This is a genomic window from Veillonella sp. 20925_1_51 (assembly GCF_041431445.1).
Classification (GTDB): Bacteria; Bacillota; Negativicutes; order Veillonellales; family Veillonellaceae; genus Veillonella; species Veillonella nakazawae.
The window spans coordinates 185914-210102 of record NZ_JAPVXT010000003.1 but is presented as its reverse complement, the minus strand read 5'-3'; the positions used below and the strand labels follow the sequence as shown (position 1 = coordinate 210102).

The window sequence follows — 24189 nt, the reverse complement described above, 5'->3', positions numbered from 1 at the left end:
AGATGAGAAATTATTTTGCATATTTTTCTTTGAATGCAGCTAATTGTGCTTCTTCCAAGGATAAACCTTGTTCTTTATAGCGTTCAATAGCAGCGTGCATTTCTTCATATGCTACAGGTACGACTTTTGTAAATCTATTTACAAAGTTATTCCAATTTTCAAGGATGTGACGGCCTTTAGCGGAATTAGTGTGCAATACGTGTTGTTCTACTAATTCTTTAATGCGTTTAAGGTCATCATTATTAGCAGGACGTAATTCTACGAGGCCTGTATTTACATAGCGTTCATCGCAATCGAGGATGTATGCATAGCCACCGGACATACCTGCTGCGAAGTTACGGCCGATTTTACCGAGTACAAGTACTTCGCCACCAGTCATGTATTCACAACCATGGTCGCCTAAGCCTTCCACAACAGCAGTGATACCACTGTTACGAACAGCGAAACGTTCACCAGCAACACCGTTAATGTAGGCTGTACCAGATGTAGCACCATAGAAGGCAACGTTACCGATAAGGATGTTTTCGTCCGCTTCGAAAATAGATTTCTTAGGCGGATATACAGTGATTGTACCACCGGACAAGCCTTTACCGAGGTAATCGTTCGCATCACCTTCAAGTTCTAATGTCATGCCTTTAGGAATGAAAGCACCAAAGGATTGGCCTGCAGAGCCTTCAAAGTTCAACTTGATTGTGTTATCTGGCAAGCCGCTTTCACCATAACGACGTGTCACCTCAGAACCAACCAAGGTACCTACAACACGGTTAATGTTGTTGATAGCCAATTTAGCGCGAATTGGTTTTTGGTCCTCAATGGCAGGACGGCACATACGCAAGAGCTTGGACATGTCCAATGTGCGTTCCAATTCGTGATCTTGGTCAATCATGTGCATATGACCTACAGATGCATCGATGTATGGGTGGAACAATACGCGTTTAAGGTCAACACGAGACAATTTGAAGTTATCGTCTTGAGATTTTTGACGAACAAGGTCGATACGGCCTACTAGTTCAGCTACGGAGCGTATGCCTAAGCGAGCCATGATTTCACGCAATTCACGAGCGATGAAGATCATCAAGTTTTCTACGTACTCAGGTTTACCTGTAAAACGAGCACGTAATTTTTCATCTTGTGTCGCTACGCCATAAGGACATGTGTTGAGGTTACATACACGAGCCATTTTACAGCCTACAGCGACGAGTGGCAATGTACCGAAACCGAATAACTCAGCACCAAGCATAGCAGCAACAGCTACGTCGAAACCAGTCATCAACTTGGAGTCTACTTCCAATTTAACGCGATCACGCAATCTGTTGAGCATCAATGTTTGATGAGTTTCAGACAAGCCTAATTCCCAAGGCACGCCAGCGTGTTTTACAGATGTACGGCCTGCCGCACCTGTACCACCATCGTAACCAGAGATTAAAATATTGTCTGCTTTTGCTTTTGCCACACCAGCAGCGATAGTACCTACGCCAGCTTCAGAGGTTAATTTAACGGAAATGCGAGCATCTTTGTTAACGCATTTCAAATCGTAAATCAACTCAGCTAAGTCTTCGATGGAGTAAATATCATGATGTGGTGGTGGAGATACGAGCTCTACACCAGGAGTGGAGTGACGAGCTTTCCCGATTTCAGGGTATACTTTTTTACCTGGTAATTGACCACCTTCGCCTGGTTTAGCACCTTGTGCACATTTAATTTGCAATTCTTTTGCATGAATGAGGTAGTTTGCAGTTACACCGAAACGACCAGATGCAATTTGTTTTACTTCGGAGTTCATGCTGTCGCCATTTGGCAATGGTTTGAAACGAGCTACGTCTTCGCCACCTTCACCAGAGTTAGATGTGGAACCAAGACGGTTCATAGCGATAGCAATCGTTTCATGAGCCTCTTTACTGATGGCACCATAACTCATAGCGCCCGCTTTAAAGCGTTTTACGATAGATTCTTCAGGTTCAACCTCTTCGATAGGAATACCGCCGCCCACTGGGTAGTTTAATTCCATCAAGGAACGCAATGTTACATGGTAATCGTTGCGAATCGCTTTAGAGTATTCTTTATATTTCGGGTAATCACCGTTGATAAGGGATTCTTGTAAAAGATCAATTGTTTTAGGATTGAACAAATGCTCTTCCCCATCTTTTACAGGGCCATACCAACCACCTGGTTCAAGCACAGATTCATCGGATTTGAAAGCACGGTCATAACGAGCCAATGCTTCATTGGCAACGCCTACAAGACCAATACCGCCAATACGTGTTGGTGTATTTACGAAGAACTTATTAATAAAGTTAGTATTCAAGCCCAAAGCTTCGAAGATTTGTGCACCATGATAGGAACGAACTGTGGAGATGCCCATTTTGGACATAACCTTCATAATGCCGCCTACAGCTGCTTTAATGTAGTTCTTTTCTGCTTGTTCAGGTGTAATATCACCAAGACGTTTACGAGCTTGTAAATCGCGTACAGTTTCAAGAGCCAAGTAAGGATTGATAGCTGTTACACCATAACCGATCAATGTACAGAAATGATGTACTTCGCGAGGCTCACCAGATTCGAGGATAAGACCAATTTCTGTGCGCAATACTTTTCTAATTAAGTGATTATGAACAGCTGCTACAGCTAACAACGCTGGAATTGGCGCATGATTTTCATCGACTCCACGGTCGGATAAAATCAATACATTTTGCTCTGTCCGTGCTGCTTCTTCTGCTTTTTCGCACAATTCATTCAACGCATCACGCAAGCCATCCGCACCCTTAGTTGGGTCGAAGAGGATTGGCAATGTAACAGATTTCATTCGACGGCAGTCAAGAGCCTTAATGGACGCCAATTCTTGATTTGTAAGAATTGGTGTACGCATGGACAACGCATAGGTACCAGCTTTATTAGGATCTGTTAAGTTACCAGAGTTACCAAGCATAACACGAGTAGATGTAACCATTTCCTCACGAATGGAGTCGATTGGAGGATTTGTTACTTGCGCGAACATTTGCTTGAAGTAGCTGTATAACAATTGTGGTTTATCAGACAAGATAGCAAGTGGAGCATCGGCACCCATTGCACCTACAGGGTCTTTACCATCTTTTGCCATAGGTACGATCATACGCACAAGATCTTCTTGAGTATACCCAAAGGCTTGTTGCTTTTGGAACAAATCGTCTACTTTTGGAATATCGCTTTCATCAGCTTGAGTAATTTCAGACAAGTGGATAACGTGTTCTTTTACCCATTCATCATATGGCAATTCAGTAGCAACGCGTTGTTTGATTTCTTCGTCGGAAATGATACGTTGTTCTTCAGTATCGATGAGAAGCATTTTGCCTGGTTCCAAGCGACCTTTAGCTCGAATATTTTCAGCGTTTTCATTGACTACACCCACTTCAGATGCCATGATAACGCGATCATCAGTTGTTACATAGTAACGAGCAGGACGCAAACCGTTACGATCAAGTACGCCACCGATAACAGTACCATCAGTGAAGCCCATAGCGGCAGGACCATCCCATGGTTCCATCATGAAGCTATTGAACTCATAGAAGTCATGTTTTTCTTGGCTCATGAGATTATTGCGTTCCCAAGGTTCAGGAATCATCATCATAATCGCATGAGGCAAGGAACGACCTGTCATGTGCAAGAATTCCAATGTGTTATCGAACATAGCGGAGTCAGAACCGCTGTCATCTACTACAGGGAATACTTTTTTAATATCCGGGAATAATGGAGATTCCGCTTTACCTTCACGAGCATTGATCCAGTTTACGTTACCACGGATTGTGTTGATTTCACCATTATGCACTAAGAAACGGTTAGGATGCGCCCGAGCCCAGCTTGGGAATGTATTCGTACTGAAACGGGAGTGAACCATAGCCAATGCAGATGTAAAGTCAAGGTCACTCAAATCAAGGTAGAAGTCACGCAATTGACCAGGTGTTAACATACCTTTATATACGATTGTTTTAGAGGACAAGGATGCAATATAGAAATCACTAGATAATTCCTTGCTCAATGGAACAATGCGTTTTTCTGCTAATTTACGAATAATATATAATTTACGTTCAAATTCTTTATTATTAGTTACGTCTGGGCCTTTACCGATGAGGATTTGAATCATCCAAGGGCGAATAGCAGCTGCTTCTTTACCAACCTTTGTACCATCAACTGGCACTTCGCGCCAACCAAGAACAACTTGACCCTCTTCGCGTACAACCTCTTCGAAAATGCGTTTTTGCTCGTTACGGAGGCTTTCATATTTATGGGCAAATATCATACCTACGCCGTACTCACCAGCTGCAGGCAAGTTGATACCAAGCACTTCGCATTCGCGTTTAAAGAACTCATGAGGAATTTGTACCAAAATACCGGCACCATCCCCTGTGTCCTTATCGGCACCAGCACCACCACGGTGTTCAAGGCGCTCTAAAATACGCAAGCCATCATCGATAATATCGTGGGATTTTTTACCTTTAATATTAACGACAAAGCCCATGCCGCACGCATCCTTTTCAAATTGGCTGCTGTACATACCATTAGCTTCTAGTCTAGCTTGATCTAGACGTTGTTGCTCGATTGTGCTCTGATTCCTATCCATAACGTGCACTCCTTCATATCACTTGATCAATCCAAGCTCTGCGGCATCGTTCCGTTCGGTCTTGGTGAAAGTATAAACTATAAACTACTTCTAAAGAATCCATTCTGTAGTGATATTATCGGCTGTGACCGTCCATAACCTCATCTAAGTTTTAAATTCTATAGAATTTTTGTCTATACATAGTATACTCCTGTCCACTGTGAATTGAAAATATAAAAAAAACATAGTCTATGACTATAAGTCATAGACTATGCGTTTTTATCACTATTGTTTTTTGTATACACGAATACACAATCATCAATTGAGCTTTTTTTGTTTTACGTGGTACGCTCTGTGACCACATCTAACGATTGAGCTTTCTTTATTTTACGTGGCATGCTCTATGACCACATCATCATATAAATTATAATTGATGAAAATTAGAAAAGCAATTATTACTTTTCATGTCCAAAGTCATCCCCTACTTCACAGTTTACCGTTATAGGCTCGTCCTTACCATAGGGTACAAAGGTGAGTTCTGACGCATGTAAGCATTGACGTGTATAGGGTTTATTACGTGCCCCATACATGGCGTCGCCAACGATAGGATGTCCGATGTGTTCCATGTGCACGCGGATTTGATGTGTTCTACCGGTTAATAATTTAAACTTCAATAGCGTATGTTCACCTTCGTGACCAAGAACGGTATATTCCGTTTGAGCCGGTTGACCAAATTCATCGATGACACGGCGATTATCAAATACTGGGTCAATACCAATAGGTTCATCAACTACGCCATCTTCGTTAATACAGCCTTCTACTAAGCCTGTGTAGATACGGTCGATACGACCAGCTTGTAATTCATCAGTGTAATATTGCTGAGCTTCCTTTGTTTTACCAAAGAGAATACAACCAGATGTGTCTCGGTCAAGACGATGTACAGGGCGCACCTTGTGAACTACACCTTTTTTCGCATAATACCCAGCCACATAGTTACTCAATGTACCAGATTTAGTTTGTCCCGCTGGATGAACAAGCATGAATGGAGCTTTATCAACCACCAAGGTATGAGCATCTTCGTAGAGAACTGTAATAGGACCTTTTTCTACATCGACGCCATAGTCCTTATCCTGTGGTAATTCCAAAGTTAATACATCACCCTTTTTGAGGGAGCGCTGGGAATGGGCTACACGGCTATTTACTTTCACCCGTTTCTTACGGAACATCATTTGAATATCTCGAGAGGATAATGAAAAGCGTTCCTTTACATATTTAGAGACCGTCAATTCTGTTGGTTCTTTCACTGTATACGTTTTCCAGCTCATATTACCACCATTCGTTAATATATGTTTTTTGTTCAGGATAGAGAATATCGAAGAATTCTAGCCATTCCTCATTAGCTGAAAGTTTACCTTCAAACGCAAGATCACGAGCGGTTAATGTGCCCATTAAGAGTTGGCTCAAAGCACCGACTTCAACAGTAATATCTACGTCCCCATCTAATGTGTCAGACACCTTTTTAACAGTTGGTGTCAATGCGCCGCCATATTGGACTTCATAGCACCCTTCATTCCACTCACAAAGGCTATCTTTCACACCAAAGGTCATTGTAATAGGCATCATCAAAGCCTCTGGGTTTACAGGAATGGATTCGAAAGCAGCTTTCACATCCACAATACGGCTCATCATGTACGGCATTGTGGAATGTCCGCTTTTACCATCTGGATAGAAGCGATAGTATGTATCGTGAAGGCCCTCATTCCAACGAATAGTAGTGCCTTGAGAACGGTGATTATAGAAGTAGTTCAACAATGCTCGTTGGGCACGACGTGTAGTATAAACTAATTCAGAAACAGGAATTTCAGGTTGACCTAAGCGATATACCGCATAGCCTTCAATACTTCCTTCATCATTGCGCACTACAGCGATATTCACGCCTTCCGCAAAGAAGCTGCCGAGCAAGCGTTTCCATTCCTTTTCACCGCGCTCTGCATAACCAGAAAGACGGGCTGTATATGTTTTATATACAGGATCAAGCAATGTCCATTGGTCAACGCTATTAAGTAAACCAAAGCTCAAGGATTTATCAGTCATAGGGCGCAAATCCTCAAGAGACATAGCGTTCACCCATTGATGAGCATAGAGTTCCCAACCATATTGTTGGTAGAATGCAGCCTTGGAAGGCATCAAAATCGTCAATGCTTGACCTCGGTTGCGAAGTTCTTCAAGAGAAGCCTTTAACAACGCACCACCTACGCCACCACGACGAGCCGCTGGATGTGTGGCTACGCCAACCATATAGCTTGTAGGCAATACAGCACCACGAACATTGATATTATATTGACGCAAATGAACGGTACTCAATAATTGATCTTGTTCAAGACCAACCATTGTATTTTCTGGTTCATAGCAATTTGTAAAGTAATATTGGAAGAATGGATCTTCCTTTGGTTCAAAGCAGTACGCCCATAGATTTTCCACATGTGGCGTATCTTGAGCTGTTGCAATTCTATATTCCATAAGTCTATCCTCGTTATAGTATAAAAACCACTTTCTATTTGTTGCATCGTATCGTATCGCCATGATAATACAACATATACAATCAAATAGATAGGCTAACACCTCTATTATAACAAAAATGAGCTATGAAGCGCATCGACTTCATAGCTCAGATTTTTATTTACCGCCTGTTGCATTATCTGCTTCATTAGCATATACTGCGTCATATTTTTCAGCAAAATGATCTGGATTGTAAGATTCTTTTGCTTGGCGAAGACCAGGCAAGCCCATGTCTTCTTCACGGTTGATGAATTCTACTTCGCTAAATTCATGACGAATGAATTCATTATTGATTGCTTGATACAAACCACGGATATCTGGATTTGCTTTTTCAATGTGAATCAACGCCATTTTATCATTCAATAATTCACCGATACTGAAAGCTTCAACGCGGCCAAACAATTTGATGGCGCCACCTTTAAGCCCTAGTGTCTCCCAATTATCAAATAATAAGTTGATAGCAACCAATTCATCTTCAATACCTTCTTCATGATGAGTTTCTACCCAAGATGCTGCTGTTTCGCGGCACAATGGAATGATATCTTCAGTGATTGGCATATATTCATAATTAGAATATTGCATACGGAATTGGTTCAAATGGTTTTTCTTTTGACGGAACTTTTTACCAGATAAGTTGATAAGATCTTCAGATTTGTAAATGTATTCGTAGTTGTCGCGGTCAGGTGTAAATTCATAACGACCAGGACATAACTCTTCCATACGCTCTTTTACAACTTTGCTAACACCTTTGAAAAGGAATGGCAAATTATTTTCTACAAACCATTCTTTAGCGCGTAACAAACCATCAAGGAACTTTGCATCTTTACCGGCAAACGGAGGCAATAGGAATGGTTCACGTTTACCGCCACCTTGGATGTACAATACACCGTTTTCCTCAGCCCAACGAATACCATACGCATCTTGCCACATAAATAATGTAGTAAAGCAATTATCAGATGCTTCATAATGATGTTGTTCAAAATATTTGTCGATTAATGGTTTGTCTCTTAGTTCAAAACGTTTAAATTCTAAAATAATAATCCCTCCTATCAAATTCCTCGGTCGAGGTATTTACCATGGGTACCTATCACCACATGGTCGTTCATTATAATTTAACAGATTCGCCTAATTCAAAGTTTCCGTCGGTTGTAATTACCTTATCACCTTCGTTTAGGCCTGAAATAATTGCTACATTATCGTCTTCTGTCATACCGACCTCAACGACACGTACGTCAACCGTATTATTTTCAGTCAATACATATACGTATTTGCCGTCTTGGTTTTCGCGAACCGCTTTGCTTGGTACAGTGAGCATCTTCGCTTTTATATCTGACTCGATGATGAGCGTATAGAACTCGCCAGCCTTGATAAGGCCTTTGTCATTGTTGAAAGTAGCTTTCACAAGAACGCTTGGCACATTTTCTGGCTGAGTCACATCTACATAGGTCAATTCACCTGGTAATTCTTGGTCACCTACCTTGAGGAGTACCTTAATACCCTTTTTAGCATCTGGTGTCCCCAATTTCATCGCCGCATCACGAGGGATGCTAAGAGAAGCTACCATCGGTGTAGATTGTTGAATCATCATGAACGGACGATCTGCAATGGCCATTTGACGATCTTCATTGTAAATAGCAGTCACTGTACCAGCTATAGGCGCTACGATTGTAGATGCTGCCATTTGTGCAGATACTTGAGCAATTTGAGCCTCAATAGCCGCCGTATTGGCGCCACCGCCGCCACCGCCAGTTGTTACTGTCGTAGTTTGTGGTTGAGACCGCTCTACAATGCGATCATATTCTTTTTGAGTAATCATACCCGCTTCACGCATCTTTTGAGCTTGTGCTAATTGACCACTATCTACAGATGCTGCCGTCGTAGTTGTAACGGATGTCGCATAGGACTGAGCTTGCGCTTGTGCTAACTGACCTTGTAAGGATGCTAGCTGTTGCTGTAAAGCCGATGTATCTACAGTGGCCAAAGTTTGACCTTGTTGTACTTGGTCGCCTACTTTTACAGCATACGCGACCTGCCCTGTCAACGTCGGTGTTACCGTCGCCTTGTTAAGGGCTGTTACATTGGCATCATTATGGATCTGTAGCGGCATATCCTTGTATGTTACATCAGCAACGGATACAGTTTTCGTACCGCAACCAGCAATGGCCAAGGCCATCATCACAACACCAAGCATAGCAACTACAGAATAAATTCGTTTTAATTTCATTCTGTCACTTCCTGTCATATTGATTTTTATCAATACCTTAGTATATCATAAAATCAATTAGAATTGTATGAAAGCTAATTCCTTTAATTTATGGATATAACGGAGGTTCTTATGGAAGAACGGATGGACTTTAGAATATTAAATAACGGTAGCTTTATTCCCTCTATCGGTTATGGTACTTATAAAACAGGCACCGAAGGAGAAACAGAGCAAGCCGTTGCTAATGCACTTGGCGTAGGTTACCGCTTGCTCGATACAGCCGCTTACTACGGCAACGAAGAGGCCGTTGGTAGAGGTATCAAAGCATCTGGCGTTAACCGTACAGATATCATTATTACTACAAAAATTTGGCATACCGATGCAGGCTATGATAATACAATGCGCGCTGTTGAAAGCTCTCTAAAGAAATTAGAGACTAATTATATCGACATCATGCTCGTACATCAACCCCTTGGCGACTACTATGGTTCTTGGCGCGCTATGGAGGAGTTATACGACCAAAATGTATTGCGTGGTCTAGGTCTCTCTAACTTCTACGAAGATCGACTCATCGACTTGCTATACCACTGTAATGTAAAACCTGTGGTGAACCAAATCGAGTGCCACCCGTTTAACCAACGTCAGTCCTTATTACAATTAATGCGTAAACATCAAGTAGTAGGTATGGCGTGGTCTCCATTTACTCGTGATCGCCAACCTGTATTTGACCACCCTATCATCAAGAGCTTGGCTGAAAAGTACGGTGTTAGTAAACATCAAATCATCTTACGTTGGCACATCCAACGCGGCATCATTCCATTGCCAAAGGCAAATAATGTAAGCCACATGGAAGCTAACTTTGATGTATTCGACTTCAAGCTTACTAACATCGACATGGACGTTATGGAGTTATTAGATCAACAAGACTTCTTGGAAGATCACCACACGGCACCAGGTCTAGAAAGATTATTACAACTAAAATAGAATATAAAAAGAAAACCACTTATACTTCTGCCCCAAAAGGTTAGATATAAGTGGTTTATTTTATTGCAATTTATTTAGGCACATTAAAGACGGCTTGTATAAGTATCATATACACTACAGTACCTGCCCCAATAGACATGAACATATTTCGCTTCCATAGGTGCATGCCAACGGTTACTAATAAAGCAATAAGTTCTGGAATGCCATAAGGATAAGAAAGCACAATTGTATCTTTAAAGGTATATACAACAAGCATACCCATAACAGCTGCAGGCAATGCCTTACCTAAATACTGTACAAAATCTGGTGCCTTTTTATCAGGTGGGAAAATAAGAAAAGCGGAGAAACGTGTAAGTAATGTAGCTGCTACGACAATAGCAACGGTCATAACCATTTCAAAACTAGTCAAGATGTACACCTCCCCACTTATACGCTATATAACATACTATGAGCATACACACCATAGAGGCAAGCATAAATAAGGATTTTCCCGTCAACAGAAGCATAGCTAGGGCTACAACGGCTCCAACAGCACCAAAGCCTCGAATATTATTACTTTTAGCATTAAATAACATTTCAAGGAATATAACAATAAATAATCCAGGTAGCACAAAGCCAATACCACGCAAATCTACAGATGCTAATAAATCGCCGAACAAGCCCCCTATAAAAGTGCTCACCACCCAAAAGGTATAATTAAGCCACGATACATGGAAGTAGAACCATTTTTCGTCTACATCATCGGGCAACTTCGTAGATACATTAATTGCAAAGCTTTCGTCACACATCCAGGCAACGGTAGGAAACCATTTCCACCCCATATTCACATATCTCTGTAATGCAGATAAACCATAGAAAAAATGGCGCCCATTAACAAACAAGGTCAGCATGAAAGCATTTACAGGATCAAAGCCTGCCATCAGCAGCCCAATAGTTACGAACTCCATAGAGCCTGCAAAAATTGTACTAGCCAAAACAGGGGCGGTCCACCAATGTAATCCCTGACTGGTAGCATACAAGCCAAACCCTAATCCAAGGAAGAAGAAGCTGAGCCCCATAGGAATCATAATAGGAAGCGCAAAAGAAAAGGCACTTCGATGCTTTATGTCACTCAAAGGATTTTCTCCTTTCGAAATCATACATTATATATTATGTAAACGATAGTCTAAACGATAGTCAAAACTAATCTTAGTCCTCTTCTAGACGATGAAACTAATTTGAATAATAATAAAAGACACCATATGGTGTCTTTTATATAAGCTATTATATTATACATTGTATATAATTAGTGTCAAATTTTGATGGCTTTAACCAAATGTATTATAAAGCGCGCGTTAAAATTTCATGAGCTACTTCTGGTGTTACATCGCCTTTTTCACCAAGTCTTGTCATACCATGATCTTCTAATTGTTTCACAATTTTATCAATTGCTTCTTCGCCTAGACCATAGTCTTTCAAATGCGTAGATACACCAAGGGACTCGAAGAATTCACGCGTTTTAGCGATAGCCTTATCTGCTTTTTCTTCTGTTGTACCTTCTGTAATATGCCATACACGTGTAGCATATTGTGCCAATTTTTCAAGCTTATCTGCTTTTTTCACTTCTAACAATGCAGGCAATACGATAGCTAATGTAATCCCATGGTCAAGATGGTACGCCGCAGTTAACTCATGACCGATAAGATGTGTTGCCCAGTCTTGTGGCACGCCGGCACCAATCAAGCCGTTTAATGCCAAGGTAGAAGCCCACACATGGTTAGCACGAATATCGTAGTTTTCTGGATTTTCTACCGTTTCTTTACCGATTTCAATCATAGTTTTCAAGATACCTTCACTGAAACGATCTTGAATACGGCCTTCTACAGGGTATGTTAAATATTGCTCTGTGGTATGCACGAATGTATCAATAACACCATTCTTAACTTGTTTTTCAGGCAATGTGAAAGTTAATGTTGGATCGAGCATGGAGAACTTAGGGAATACTAAGCTACTGAATACTGGGAATTTACCGTCATCATAAGTAATAACGGCACCATTGTTCATTTCGGAACCTGTGGCAGGAAGTGTCATAACTGTACCAAATGGTAATGGATTTGGCACCATTTCCACTGGAACCTCTGGTACACCAGCTTTCATAACTTCAATGACAGGACCATCATAAGTAGCACCCATAACGATAAGTTTTGTAGCGTCCACTACAGAACCGCCGCCTACAGCGAGAACGAAATCTACGCCATGTTCTTTAATGAAAGCTACCGCACGTTCACACGTTTCAAGAGATGGGTTTGGCTCAATACCGCCGAATTGCTCTACCTTGCGGTTACCAAGGGCTTTCACAATGCGGTCAATAAGACCACTGCGCACTGCAGAGCCACCACCATAGGTAATAAGCACCTTTGCATCCTTTGGAACCAATGTATCTAATTCACCTAAACGATCTTTACCAAATACGATATGTGTAGGGTTATAAAAATCAAAGTTAAACATAAAGACCTCCTAAGTATTATGTTCGTATTCCACCATTTTAATTGTATAAAACTTATCTTTATTATATCATATTTCGATTTTTTTAGATATATCTAGATAACGCTACTTTCGATTACTTAATAACTCTACTTTACAATCATCGTAAAAGCCATAGTTTAAATCTATAGCCAACCCCTATATTTTTATCTATGTACAAAACCCCATTTACATGATAGGATATATCCATTATATGTATATAGAAAGGGATGTTCACATGAAATTAAAAAAATTTATTGCCCCTCTTCTCGTTGGCGTTTTAGCATTCGCCATCGCAGGCTGTGGCACAGATACAAATCAATCTAGTCAGGCACCAAAGGAAATTAAAATCGGTGCTACTGCTGGTCCTCATGCTCAAGTTGCTGAAGCCGTTGCAAAAGAGGCTAAAAAACAAGGTATCGACCTTAAAGTTGTAGAGTTCTCCGATTATGTAACACCAGATAAAGCCCTCGCTGATGGCGACATTCAATTGAATGCGTACCAACACGTGCCATTTATGGAAAACTTTAACAAACAAAATGGTTCCAACTTAGTAGCAATCGGTAAAACCCTTTTAGTGCGTATGGGATTATATAGTAATAGTGTACATAGCGTACAAGATGTACCTGAAGGCGCTACGGTTTCTATTCCAAATGACCCTACTAATGGTGGTCGTGCATTAGTATTATTAGCTAAAGCTGGATTAATTACGTTAAAAGATGGTGTCGGCTTCAAAGCAACTGTTGCAGATATCACATCTAACCCGAAAAATATAAAGATTCAAGAATTAGAAGCAGCTCAATTACCTCGTAGTCTAGATGATGTAACAATTGCTGTTATTCCAATGAATTATGTACAAAGTGCTGGCCTTAGTGTAGAAAAACAAGGCTTCTTCTTCGAATCAAAAGATGAACCACTAACAGTCATCGTACTTGCGGTACGTAGTGAAGACAAAGACAATGAAACTTACAAAAAAATTGCAGACATTTACAAATCTGATGCAATCAAACAATTCATCAGCGATACTTTCAAAGGTAGCATTACCTCTGCAAACTAAATAAACAAGAACCGACCTCTATCAAATTAGAGGCCGGTTCTTTTATTTATAATGCCAAAAAGCGATACCCTAACTTTTTTTAGAGTATCGCTTTTATTTTATTCTTTAGTATCAATCACGTTTATTCTTCAGTGTCGAATGTAACGTCCAATGGTTGGCGTTCCACAATATTGCGGTAACGAACCTTTGGATAGCCCATCAAGATACCACCAGCAATGATTTTATCCTCAGGTACACCTAAAAGCTCCAACAACGGTTCGTATTCTGCTTCCCCAGCATGTTCAAAGAAGCCTGCCCAACAAGTACCTAATCCTAATGTTGGTGCATACAACTCTGCATAAGACAAGCAAGAATGACCACTATCGTGAGTACGATGAATATCCTTTTTAGAACCGATAGCCACTACTAACGCAGGCGCATCGCGCAAGATATATTCCTTACCTTTATCCACTTCAGCTTGTGCTGCACGAGCATAAAGACGCATAATGGGCACAGTTTTTGCAGCTAAATGCATCCACTCAAGAACAAGATCTGCAATGCGGCGCAGCTTTTGTTTATCCCGAACAACAATATAGGAAATACCTTGTGTATTTGTCGCTGTTGGAGCCATTCTCGCAACGTTTAATACCTTGCGAATAAGCTCAGCAGGAACTGGTTTATTTTGATAATTACGAATAGAGCGACGGCTGCGTAAGAATAACTCAGCTTGCTCTGGTGTTAATTTTTGTTCTTTTGTGATATCAATTTGCTCTTTACGTGGTGTCATATCACTATCAAGAGCAAGTGTAGGGCATACAGAAATACAATGCCCACAGGAGATACAACCTCCTTTGCCAGTTACAGGTCCATTTTCGGACATCACTAGCAAGCCTGTCGGACAGTCAGCTACGCAAAGGCCGCATCGTGTACAGACTTCTGTATTGACGGTAAATAACATCTGATAAATCCTCCAAAAACTACTATAAAATTTATTATAACACAATTAATCGAGGGTTATCTAGGCGACGTACTCTTTTGAAAATCAGCAACCTATTTTGATGGGGCCCCATTACATTTCGACAACCTAGTAAAAAAAGTACCAATATACTTGCTTGCTCCGTCCTTCGCAAAGTCGCTGCACAAGTATATTCGTACTTTTTTATAACTATATTTATAAAGGCGTCCCATCAAAATAGGTATATCGACCGTTAAATACGTAAGCCCTAGATAACCTGATTAATTCCTATAAAAAAGCTTTATAGTAGTGGTGCCATGCCCTCCATTTGGGAGAAACTAGCCTGAGGCTAGTCCACAGGTTAGTTTTAAGCCTAATTTAGTCAAAACTACTTAGCGTTCTTTCTCTCGCTCCACAAAAAGCAGATTGAGTAAATGTCAGATGTAGCTTGTGATGGGGGGCATCAATATACAGAAGGAGATTAGTCGCTTGCTATGGGACTAGTTAACAGCAGGTGTTATAAAAATAAAACTAGGTATTTCTGCAGCGACTTTACGAAGGACGGAGCAAAGGAATACCTAGTTTTATTTTTAATTGAGTTGTCGTAATGAAACGGGGCCCCATAGCAAGTGACTTAACTACAGCTTATATGGTGGGCCCCATCACAAGCGGAGAACGCATTTACTCAAATGCTTTTATAAGTTCCATGTATTCCGCTTTGTGTGTCATTCTCCAGGTCCCAAAGTCTGGTTCTGGAGATTCATTAAGAATGTTAGCCAAGGCTTCTAAGAATTCTGGGATTTTTGTGGCTACAATATTACCTGCCATTTTACCGAAGTTTTCGGAGCCCATGTGTTCGGAACCACCGTCTACGAGGATAAAGGCTACGGTAGGTTTCTTGTCTACTAATTTTACAGCTCCGTGGAAACCAATTTCACCGATTTGGTGTGTACCACAGGAGTGTGGACAGCCCGAAATGTGTAAACGAGGGAGTTTACTTATATCTACACCTTTTTCTTCAAGGTGTCCGAAGATATCTTTCAATAGGCCATTGGAGTCTTGCATACCAATTTGACATACTGTGGAGCCTACGCAGGATACGGAACGACGGAAATCATTTTCCGCACTATCGTCTGTTAACTCTGCGATTTTACGAGCCTCATCAGCAGTAAGGTTGATGAAGAACAATGCTTGGTCTGGCGCAATACGCGCTTCTACTTGATCAAGTGTTACAGCATAATCAAGAGCAGCCAATAGGTGTTCTACATTAGCATCGCCACCTGCCGGATGGTATTCTACGTAGTATAAACCTTCTTGTTTTTGACGGTGAATACGATCATTTTCCACGGAATCATCACGCTTACCAGTTTTTGTAATTTCATAGGCATAGTCGGCTGGATTAATGGTTAATTTCTCTACTTCTTTCACCATTGCTAATGTTTCTTCATAGGTTTTGATGAAAGCTTCAGCCCCACCCATTTCCGCAGGCATGTAGCGGGTACGAGCCTTACCGCGGTTTTTGAAATTACCATGGTTAGCAAAGACCATAAGCATAGCTTTCACATAGTACAACACATCTTCAGGTTGTACATCATGTGCCACTGGAATACCAATGCGAGGATTGGGGCCAATACCACCACAAGCGTATACATCAAAGGTATTATGTTTCGTTAAATTGAAACCAAGGTCTTTGAATGTAGCATGAGGCGTGCTATCAAAGCCATTGTCGATGCCCATTTTAAACTTGCGGGGAATTTTGATATAGAACATTTGCTCTAGAAGGAACTCGCTAATAGCCGTTGCATACGGTGTAATATCTAATGTTTCACGAGGATCAATACCGCGTAAAATACTCGCCACTACATTTGGATTGTCCCCACCAGCACCGCGATTATAGATACCATGATCATAGCATTCTTTATAGAGGTTTAAAATTGTATCACCATCAAGACCATGCATTTGCAAACATTGACCGGTAGTGAAATGTACATGTTGTAAATTATATTTGCGAATGGAGTCCGCTAAGAACTGCATGTGCTGACGAGTCATGCGTCCTCCATTGAAGCGCCAACGGCTCATACCGGAATTAGCACCTCGCTCAGCGTAACTACCATAAGCACCAGATTGGCCTTTATAGTCTGCAATAGACATTTCTTTCTTATAGAATTTGTGCGTCATATCTTCAAACTTTGGATAATCTGCAATTAATCGATCTTTCAATTCTTGTGTAATCATATTATTACCCTCTTGGCTTATATTTATTAAGCATAATACAAAACTTTGTAATGGTAAGTATACCATATATGCATATGTATGTTAGTAGCCAAGCTCACAATTTTAATATCAATTACAAATAATATGCTTTACAATCTGTAATAATAATCACTTTTAATTAAAGCTATGGAAAATCCTAATCGTACAAAAAAAGAACAGCCCAAAGGCTGTTCTTTCATTGTTATTAAATTCTATTGTGTTGAGATAATCCTAACTCTACCTATTAAACTCGACCTTCATTAGGATTGTTATAGGCATCTTTATCAATAGTCCCCATAATTTTATCTACTACGAGAGCATTTGTTAAAGAACCAGATACGTTCAAGCATGTACGGCCCATGTCGATCAATGGATCGATAGCAAGGATTGGGCTGATGGATGTGAAGTACGCCCCAAGACCTGTACCACTAAGGGATACGGATGCAGCCATTGTAGCTGTACCAGGAACACCAGCGATACCAACAGAACCGATAGCGATAACGATAACGCTCATAATGTACATAGTCAAATCAAATGGGATACCCGCTACGTTAGAGATGTACACAACAACAAGCGCTGGGAACACGCCGGCACAACCTTGCATGCCTGCAGTAGTACCGAAGGATGCTACTGTATTTGCGGTTGTAGCATTTACGCCAAGACGTTTTGTCAATGTTTCAACAGTTAAAGGCAATACGCCCATAGAGGAACGGGATGTGAAAGCTAACAAGAGTGGAGCTTTTGCTTTTTTGAAGTATGTAATTGGGTTGTAACCGAAGCTAGAAATCAAGATAGCTTGAACAACGAACATAATTAAAAGGCCAACGTAAAGCAATACTACGAATAGGCCCATATCTAAGATAGCTTGCAAACCACGTGTTGCCAATGTAGATGCCAATAATGCAACTACGCCGTATGGCATAAGACCAATAATGAAGTCTGCAACCCAAGAAATTAATTGGTGAAGCTCATCAAATAGCTTTGTAAAGATTTCCATACTATTTGTGCCTGTTTTCTTCAACAAGCGAGCAACACTGCCCAAGATGATTGCAAATACTACGATGCCGATAACATTTGTTTCAGCTGCAGCTTGAATTGGGTTACTTGGAATCAATGCACGGAATGTATCAACCATTGGTTTGATTTCACGAATCTTTTTACCAGATTCAACGATATCAAAGCCTTGACCTAAGCCGAAAGCATTACCCAAGATAAGGCCAACGATAGCAGCAACAGCTACCATGCCAAGATTTGTAGAAACCATGGCAACCACTAATTTCTTAAGATTTGCACCTGCTTCCATGTGCAAGATAACATGTACAATGGAAATAAATACGATAGGAATAACAAGCATGCGGATCAAATCAATAAAGCCGCCCCCTACAAGGGAGAACCACTTTGTACTTTCCTTGATGTAAACCACTTTAGATGGATCATCTGGGAAGCCTGCAATAATTTGAATAGCAATACCAAGTACGGCACCAACAATAGTACCAATAATAACGAGATTACCAAAGGATGTGCCCTTGCGTTGCAAAGCATAAATACCGATTAACGCAAGTACAAACACTACGATAATACCGATACTTAATGGATTGCTTAGCATGAGGTAATCTGTAAAGAATGGAATATTCATAATACACCTCTTCTAATTCATATCACAATAATAGGTTATGAACTCAGTATATCATATATCGAAAAATTTACAAGTAAAATAATTCAAATTATATAAGTTTTTCTATGCGGATTCTGCAAGTTTTATAAATATGTTAATCTCCATAGATGTAGCGATACCTCTACCTTTTCAAGATACTCTATATCATAATAGAAAGTTACGCATATAAAAAGGTGACCTTCCATAGGAAGATCACCTTTAAGCTTATTTAGTTATAACAGTACCTAGTTGTAGGATTATCTGTTAACTAAAACGTAAGTTACTTGGATAGGACCATGAGCACCATCTACAGTAACCAACTCAATATCAGCTGTACGGGATGGACCGGAAATCAAGCAGATATTTGTAGGGAATTTAGATGGATCGTTGTGATAACGTTCAGCCAAATGTTCCATTGTTTGAGTCATACGTGGATTGATTGTATCAGTGTACAATACAGCGATATGTGTAGTAGGCAACAAGCTAATAGAACGGCCAGATTCTTCACCAGACGCTTGTACTACAGTAGCAGTTTCAGCAATACCGCAGTATGGGAATGTAATACCGATATCTGCATTAGCAGTGTTGGAGATACATTCTTCACGGCCTTTAGCTGGATCCCATTGGAAGTATGTACGAGTGCCGCCATTATTAGCTGCATCTTGTTCGAATAATTCTTTTAATTTATATTCTTTTACTTCTGGAACACTTGGGAATACAACTTTACCGTTACCCCAGTCTTCAATAGCTGCCAAAATTGTTTCACCTAATTTATCAGGTGTAGTTTCAACGAATTTTGTACCAACACGTTGACATTGTTCCTTAAACATTGTCAAAATTTGATCTTTATTCAAATCTTTGAACATAGTTTCTTGAGGACCATGGCTGTAATCAAAACCCTCTACGAATGCAGGGCACATTTCTTGATCACGGCCTAATGCACGAGATAAACGTGCAATAAATTGTTTACGTTTAGCTTCATCCATTATTTTTTCTCCTTCTTCTTGTTCTTTTCATGTTCAGCATATAAGTCACGGAATTTTTTGAACTTCAATGTACCCATTTCTTTGGATTTAGTCCAGCCGTTCATAACTGGAACAGCTTGAGTCCATGTAGGCATATTGCCTTCTTTATTACTAATCAAGTTCATACCGATAGCGCCAGCTTTTGTGCCAAGGTCGAATAATGTGGAGTTACCGAACATCTTAGCTGCTGCAGTAAAGATTGCTTCTTCTGCTTTTGGACGAGTTTTTTCGATGTCAGCCATAATATGACGGTGTTCCATCAATAATTCATGCAATGGAATAGCTACTGGACAGTTTTCTGTACATGCACCGCACAATGTAGACGCATATGGAAGATCGCCTGCTACTTCGTAACCTTTGAACAATGGTGTCAATACAGCACCCATTGGACCTGGATATACGGAGCCATAACCGTGACCAGAGATGTGACGGTATACAGGACAAATATTCATACATGCACCACAACGGATACAACGTAACATTTCTTGGAATGTACCACCTAAGATACCGGAACGACCGTTATCAATAATGATGATATGAGTTTCTTCAGGACCGTCTGCTTCACCAGCACGACCAGGGCCAGTCATCATGGAGAAGTAGTTGGAAATTTTAGCACCTACTGCAGAGCGGTTCAACATTTCCATCATAACGTCAAGAGCTTTGAAGTCAGGAACGATACGTTCTGTACCTAAGAAGATCAATTGAGTCTTAGGAATGGAGCTAGACATACGACCGTTACCTTCGTTGGAAACGATAGTACAAGTACCGGATGCCGCTACCGCAAAGTTACAACCATTAACACCTACGTCAGCTTTCAAGAAGCGCTCACGTACATAACCACGTACGAAGTGAGTCATTTCTGTAGGGTTTTCAGTACCAGTGTAACCTAATTTTTCAGCGAAAATTTCGCGGATTTTGTTACGTTCGAAGTGAAGGCCTGGTACAACGATATGAGATGGTGGGCTCACTGCTGTTTGCAAAATGAATTCAGCCAAGTCAGTTTCGTTTACTTCGATACCAGCTTCTTCAAGAACTTCGTTCAAACCAATTTCTTCAGTTAAGATAGTTTTGGATTTAACGATCATTTTAGCTTCGCGTTCACGAAGGATATCTAAAGCGATTTGAGTCGCTTCTTTATCGTCGAATGCAAAGTGAACTTTAGAACCAGCTTTTTCTGCGTTTTCAGCGAATTGGTTTACATAGTAATCCAAATTGTTAAGAACGTGATCACGAAGTTTAGCTGCTTCTGCGCGGAAATCTAACCATTCAGGAACGTCCGCAACTACTGTATTACGTTTATCATAAAACACGTCTTGTGCTTTTTTGATAGCTGCAACTTTGAAATCGTCAGCCAAACATTCTTTTATACGTGTTTTATAGGGGCGATTGTCATATATAAGTGCCATGTCGTCTCCTCCTTAACGGCAGTTTAAGATTTCAGCAATATGCATTACTTTGATACGGCGATCGATTTCGCCTTCTTTATGAAGACGGTCAAGCATACCAGCGATGTTCATCAAGCACGCTTGGTCAGAACCAGAAATAACGTTAGCACCTGTGCCAGCGATTTCCAAGGCTTTTTCGCGTGTCATAACTTCACTAATTTCAGGGTTCTTAACGGAGAATGTACCGCCGAAACCACAGCAACGGTCTGCACGTGGTAATTCAATCAAGTTGATATCTTTAACATTTCTAAGGAGTTTGAATGGAGGTTCTTTAATGCCCATCAAACGAGTTACGTGGCAAGATGTATGATATGTAACGGATTCGTTGAAACGAGCGCCCACATCTTCAACACCTAATACGTCAGTAATGAATTGAGTGAACTCATAAATTTTGCCGCTCAATTTTTCTGCACGTGCCAACCACTCAGGTTGATCTTTCAAAAAATGATGATATTCATCGCGGATTGCAAATGCGCAAGAGCCGGACATGCTGACTACATATTCAGCGTTCTCGAAGCATTCGATTGTATTCTTAATGGCATCCATAGCTGCATCATTGTAACCAGAGTTAGTGAACATTTGGCCACAACATACTTGTTTCTTAGGCACTACGAGCTCGCAACCTAATCTTTCAAGTACTTCTACACCAGCCATGCCTACATGTGGGTAGAACATGTCAATCAAACACTGTTGGAAAAGATGAATTTTCATATTATCGTCCTCGTCTTTTCTAGTACTTAACCTAATAAAAAATTTTGATATGTATGTGTTATGGCAAGAATTCTAGTGAAAGTTTTTCAATAATTTTCTGCCCGAAACATTACTTATGCTTTCAAATAAATATTCAAAAGCTTTATCGATATAATTATAAATTAATCATATAGAAAATGTCCAAAGAATTGCTATATTAGTATGTACCCTTTTATTTCTTATATCGTTATGACTTTTTGTAATAATAAACATTGTATTTTATCACATATCCCTACTTATTTATAAATTATTCTCGTAAAAGCCCCTTAAACTCTAGATTTTGGGAATGTTTATCATTTTGTATTTTTCAATGGTTCTCATATCGTTATTTAACTATAATTCATTGAATATTTATATAAATAGGCTTTGAATTTCAAATTCATGTAATTTTTATCCTTATATATTACATTTTCTTATAGTAGTGTATAAATTTAAAAAGTGTTATAATTTATTTTATATAAGTATAGTTTGAAAGGAGCCTTTTCAATGAAACTAAATAAATTATCTTTATCCTTGGCAATTACATTGGCCCTCGGTTCCACATTCGGCATGGCTCACGCCGAAACAACTGCGGCGCACACAAAAGCCGAAGTATCTAATGTTGCTACAAAAACTGATACTGCAGTTAAAACTGATGTTAAACGTGTAAATGCATCTGTAAAAAATGACGCTAAACGAGTTGATACTTCCGTAAAAAACGATGCTAAACGCGTTGATACGTCCGTTAAAAACGATGCTAAACATGGCACTACAGTAGTAAAACATGATGCAAAACATGCAGATGTATCCGCAAAAAGCGATGCTAAACGTGTAGATACATCCGTTAAAAACGATGCTAAACGCGTTGACACTTCTGTAAAAAACGACGCAAAACGCGTTGATACATCTGTAAAAAATGATGTTAAAGAAGATGCTGCAAAGGTAGAAGGTAAAAAAGCTGTAAAAGCTAAAGAAAACTTACCTGCTGGTGTATATCCTGACACTAAAGATAACTGGGCTCGCGATGCTATCCAAGCAATGACACAAGCTGGTTACCTTTCTGGTTACGCAGATAACACATTCAAACCTGGTGCTCAAATCACTCGTGAACAAGCAGCTGCTATTTACGGCAAAGTATTACAACATAACTTAAATGAACAAGAATTAGCTGATATTGTAACAAAAGAATCTTCTACATCCTACTCTGACGTAGAAGCAGATCGTTGGTCCAGCTCTGCTATCAAATTGGTAAGCGCTGCAGGCGTAATGGAAGGCACATCTAAAACAGCTTTCACACCTAGCAAAACTATGGACCGCGAACAATTCGTAGCATCCGCAGCAAGCTTGGCTAAGAAATTAAACCTTTCTACACCTGTAAAAACAGAAAAGGTTACTTTCAAAGACGAAGCTAGCATTTCCTCTGCTTACTTAGCAGATATTCAATACATGGCACAACGTGGCATTGTAGCATCTGGGGCAACAGAAAACTTTAACCCTAAACAACCTGTAACAAGAGCACAAGCGGCAACAATCTTGAACCGCATGCTTAATGGTGCTGGCCTTGCAACACAAAAACATACTACAACTGAAGCTAAAGCTGAAACAGCTGTAAAAGAAGATGTAAAAAAAGCTGATACAGCAGCAGAAAAAGATGCATCTAAAGTAAGCAAAGATGCCAAAAAAGATGTAGCTAAAGCTGACAAAGCCGTAAAAGCTGATGCAAAAAAAGTTGAAAAAGACGTAAAAGGCAATAAAAATGCTGCAGTAGCTCAAAAAACTGAACCTACTCGCACAGTTCGCCCTGTTCGTCGTAGCACTTTAAAAGCACTTGATCAAAAACAACAAGCTGCTTTAGAAGATAAAGTATTCAATGAATTGAATAAAACATATAAAACAGAAGATGCATTCCAAGATTACGGCGTAATGTACTGGCGCGATAATCAATTGCACGTAGCATTGAAAACAGATAGCGATATCTCCACAGTAAAAGCTAACCTTGCTGCACGTGGTGATTCCACTGTAAACAACTATGTTGTAGTTGAGCCATCCCAATACAGCCAAACTGAATACGATGCAATCGATGCAAACTTCCGCAACTATTACAACAAAAATGAAAAAGCTGGTACAATCCTAGCTACATTCCCTGATGTAGAAAACAACCAACTTTATGCTGTTGTAACAACTGCATCTAAAGAAACTCAACAAGGAATGTCTAAATTATTCGGTTCCAAAGTAAAAATGACAGTTAAACGCTAATAGGCGTTCACTCAA

At 40.1% G+C, this 24189-nt stretch carries 17 protein-coding genes; 3 read left to right on the top strand and 14 right to left on the bottom strand.

Annotated features, from left to right (window positions below):
* Positions 1–10: 10 nt before the first annotated feature.
* The 5 genes from gltB to O3607_RS04970 form a co-directional block, all read right to left on the bottom strand.
* Entirely contained in the window at positions 11–4594 is a 4584-nt protein-coding gene (gene gltB, locus O3607_RS04990) for a glutamate synthase large subunit (protein WP_371443466.1), read from the bottom strand.
* A 434-nt stretch (positions 4595–5028) separates the two neighbouring features.
* Positions 5029–5898, bottom strand: coding sequence for an RluA family pseudouridine synthase (locus O3607_RS04985; RefSeq protein ID WP_129823375.1), 870 nt, complete (start codon positions 5896–5898; stop codon positions 5029–5031).
* Between the two features lies 1 nt (position 5899).
* Complete coding sequence (gene eis, locus O3607_RS04980; RefSeq protein WP_060924458.1) at positions 5900–7093, bottom strand: enhanced intracellular survival protein Eis; 1194 nt, start codon at positions 7091–7093, stop codon at positions 5900–5902.
* Between the two features lie 156 nt (positions 7094–7249).
* Complete coding sequence (locus O3607_RS04975; protein ID WP_060924459.1) at positions 7250–8185, bottom strand: DUF2156 domain-containing protein; 936 nt, start codon at positions 8183–8185, stop codon at positions 7250–7252.
* 52 nt (positions 8186–8237) lie between these two features.
* Complete coding sequence (locus tag O3607_RS04970) at positions 8238–9374, bottom strand: efflux RND transporter periplasmic adaptor subunit (RefSeq protein ID WP_371443464.1); 1137 nt, start codon at positions 9372–9374, stop codon at positions 8238–8240.
* Positions 9375–9467: 93 nt separating this feature from the next.
* Between O3607_RS04970 and O3607_RS04965 the strand changes: the two genes are divergently transcribed.
* Positions 9468–10319: an aldo/keto reductase gene (locus tag O3607_RS04965; RefSeq protein WP_371443463.1), complete on the top strand. Its 852-nt coding sequence runs from the start codon at positions 9468–9470 to the stop codon at positions 10317–10319.
* 70 nt (positions 10320–10389) lie between these two features.
* Here O3607_RS04965 and O3607_RS04960 read toward each other — a convergent pair whose 3' ends face one another.
* From O3607_RS04960 to O3607_RS04950, 3 genes are all read right to left on the bottom strand, one after another.
* Positions 10390–10728 carry a branched-chain amino acid transporter permease gene (locus tag O3607_RS04960; protein WP_371443462.1) on the bottom strand — a complete coding sequence of 113 codons (339 nt, stop codon included), beginning with the start codon at positions 10726–10728 and terminating at the stop codon, positions 10390–10392.
* The gene (locus O3607_RS04955; RefSeq protein WP_371443493.1) at positions 10721–11386 is read right to left on the bottom strand and encodes an AzlC family ABC transporter permease; all 666 of its coding nucleotides are present in this window, start codon (positions 11384–11386) and stop codon (positions 10721–10723) included. The genes O3607_RS04960 and O3607_RS04955 overlap by 8 nt, the downstream gene beginning before the upstream one ends.
* 253 nt (positions 11387–11639) lie before the next feature.
* Complete coding sequence (locus O3607_RS04950; RefSeq protein ID WP_371443461.1) at positions 11640–12806, bottom strand: iron-containing alcohol dehydrogenase; 1167 nt, start codon at positions 12804–12806, stop codon at positions 11640–11642.
* A 253-nt stretch (positions 12807–13059) separates the two neighbouring features.
* On the opposite strand from O3607_RS04950, the gene O3607_RS04945 reads away from it, so the two are divergent.
* Positions 13060–13878: a MetQ/NlpA family ABC transporter substrate-binding protein gene (locus O3607_RS04945; protein ID WP_371443460.1), complete on the top strand. Its 819-nt coding sequence runs from the start codon at positions 13060–13062 to the stop codon at positions 13876–13878.
* Positions 13879–13999: 121 nt separating this feature from the next.
* Here the strand turns inward: O3607_RS04945 and O3607_RS04940 are convergent, their stop codons facing one another.
* The 6 genes from O3607_RS04940 to O3607_RS04915 form a co-directional block, all read right to left on the bottom strand.
* Positions 14000–14815 carry a nitroreductase family protein gene (locus O3607_RS04940; RefSeq protein WP_371443459.1) on the bottom strand — a complete coding sequence of 272 codons (816 nt, stop codon included), beginning with the start codon at positions 14813–14815 and terminating at the stop codon, positions 14000–14002.
* A 678-nt stretch (positions 14816–15493) separates the two neighbouring features.
* Entirely contained in the window at positions 15494–17047 is a 1554-nt protein-coding gene (locus O3607_RS04935) for a nitrite/sulfite reductase (protein WP_371443458.1), read from the bottom strand.
* Positions 17048–17309: 262 nt separating this feature from the next.
* A complete protein-coding gene (locus O3607_RS04930; protein ID WP_257846897.1) occupies positions 17310–18701 on the bottom strand; it encodes a cation:dicarboxylate symporter family transporter in 1392 nt (463 codons plus the stop codon).
* 275 nt (positions 18702–18976) lie between these two features.
* A complete protein-coding gene (locus O3607_RS04925; protein WP_371443457.1) occupies positions 18977–19705 on the bottom strand; it encodes a lactate utilization protein C in 729 nt (242 codons plus the stop codon).
* Positions 19705–21150 (bottom strand): LutB/LldF family L-lactate oxidation iron-sulfur protein, encoded by a 1446-nt coding sequence (locus O3607_RS04920; protein ID WP_105089836.1) that lies wholly within the window; start codon positions 21148–21150, stop codon positions 19705–19707. Before O3607_RS04920 ends, O3607_RS04925 begins: the two co-directional genes overlap by 1 nt.
* Positions 21151–21162: 12 nt before the next feature.
* A complete protein-coding gene (locus O3607_RS04915; RefSeq protein WP_105089837.1) occupies positions 21163–21900 on the bottom strand; it encodes a (Fe-S)-binding protein in 738 nt (245 codons plus the stop codon).
* Positions 21901–22425: 525 nt separating this feature from the next.
* Here O3607_RS04915 and O3607_RS04910 point away from each other — a divergent pair.
* Entirely contained in the window at positions 22426–24174 is a 1749-nt protein-coding gene (locus tag O3607_RS04910) for an S-layer homology domain-containing protein (protein WP_371443456.1), read from the top strand.
* The last annotated feature ends 15 nt before the right edge of the window (positions 24175–24189 follow it).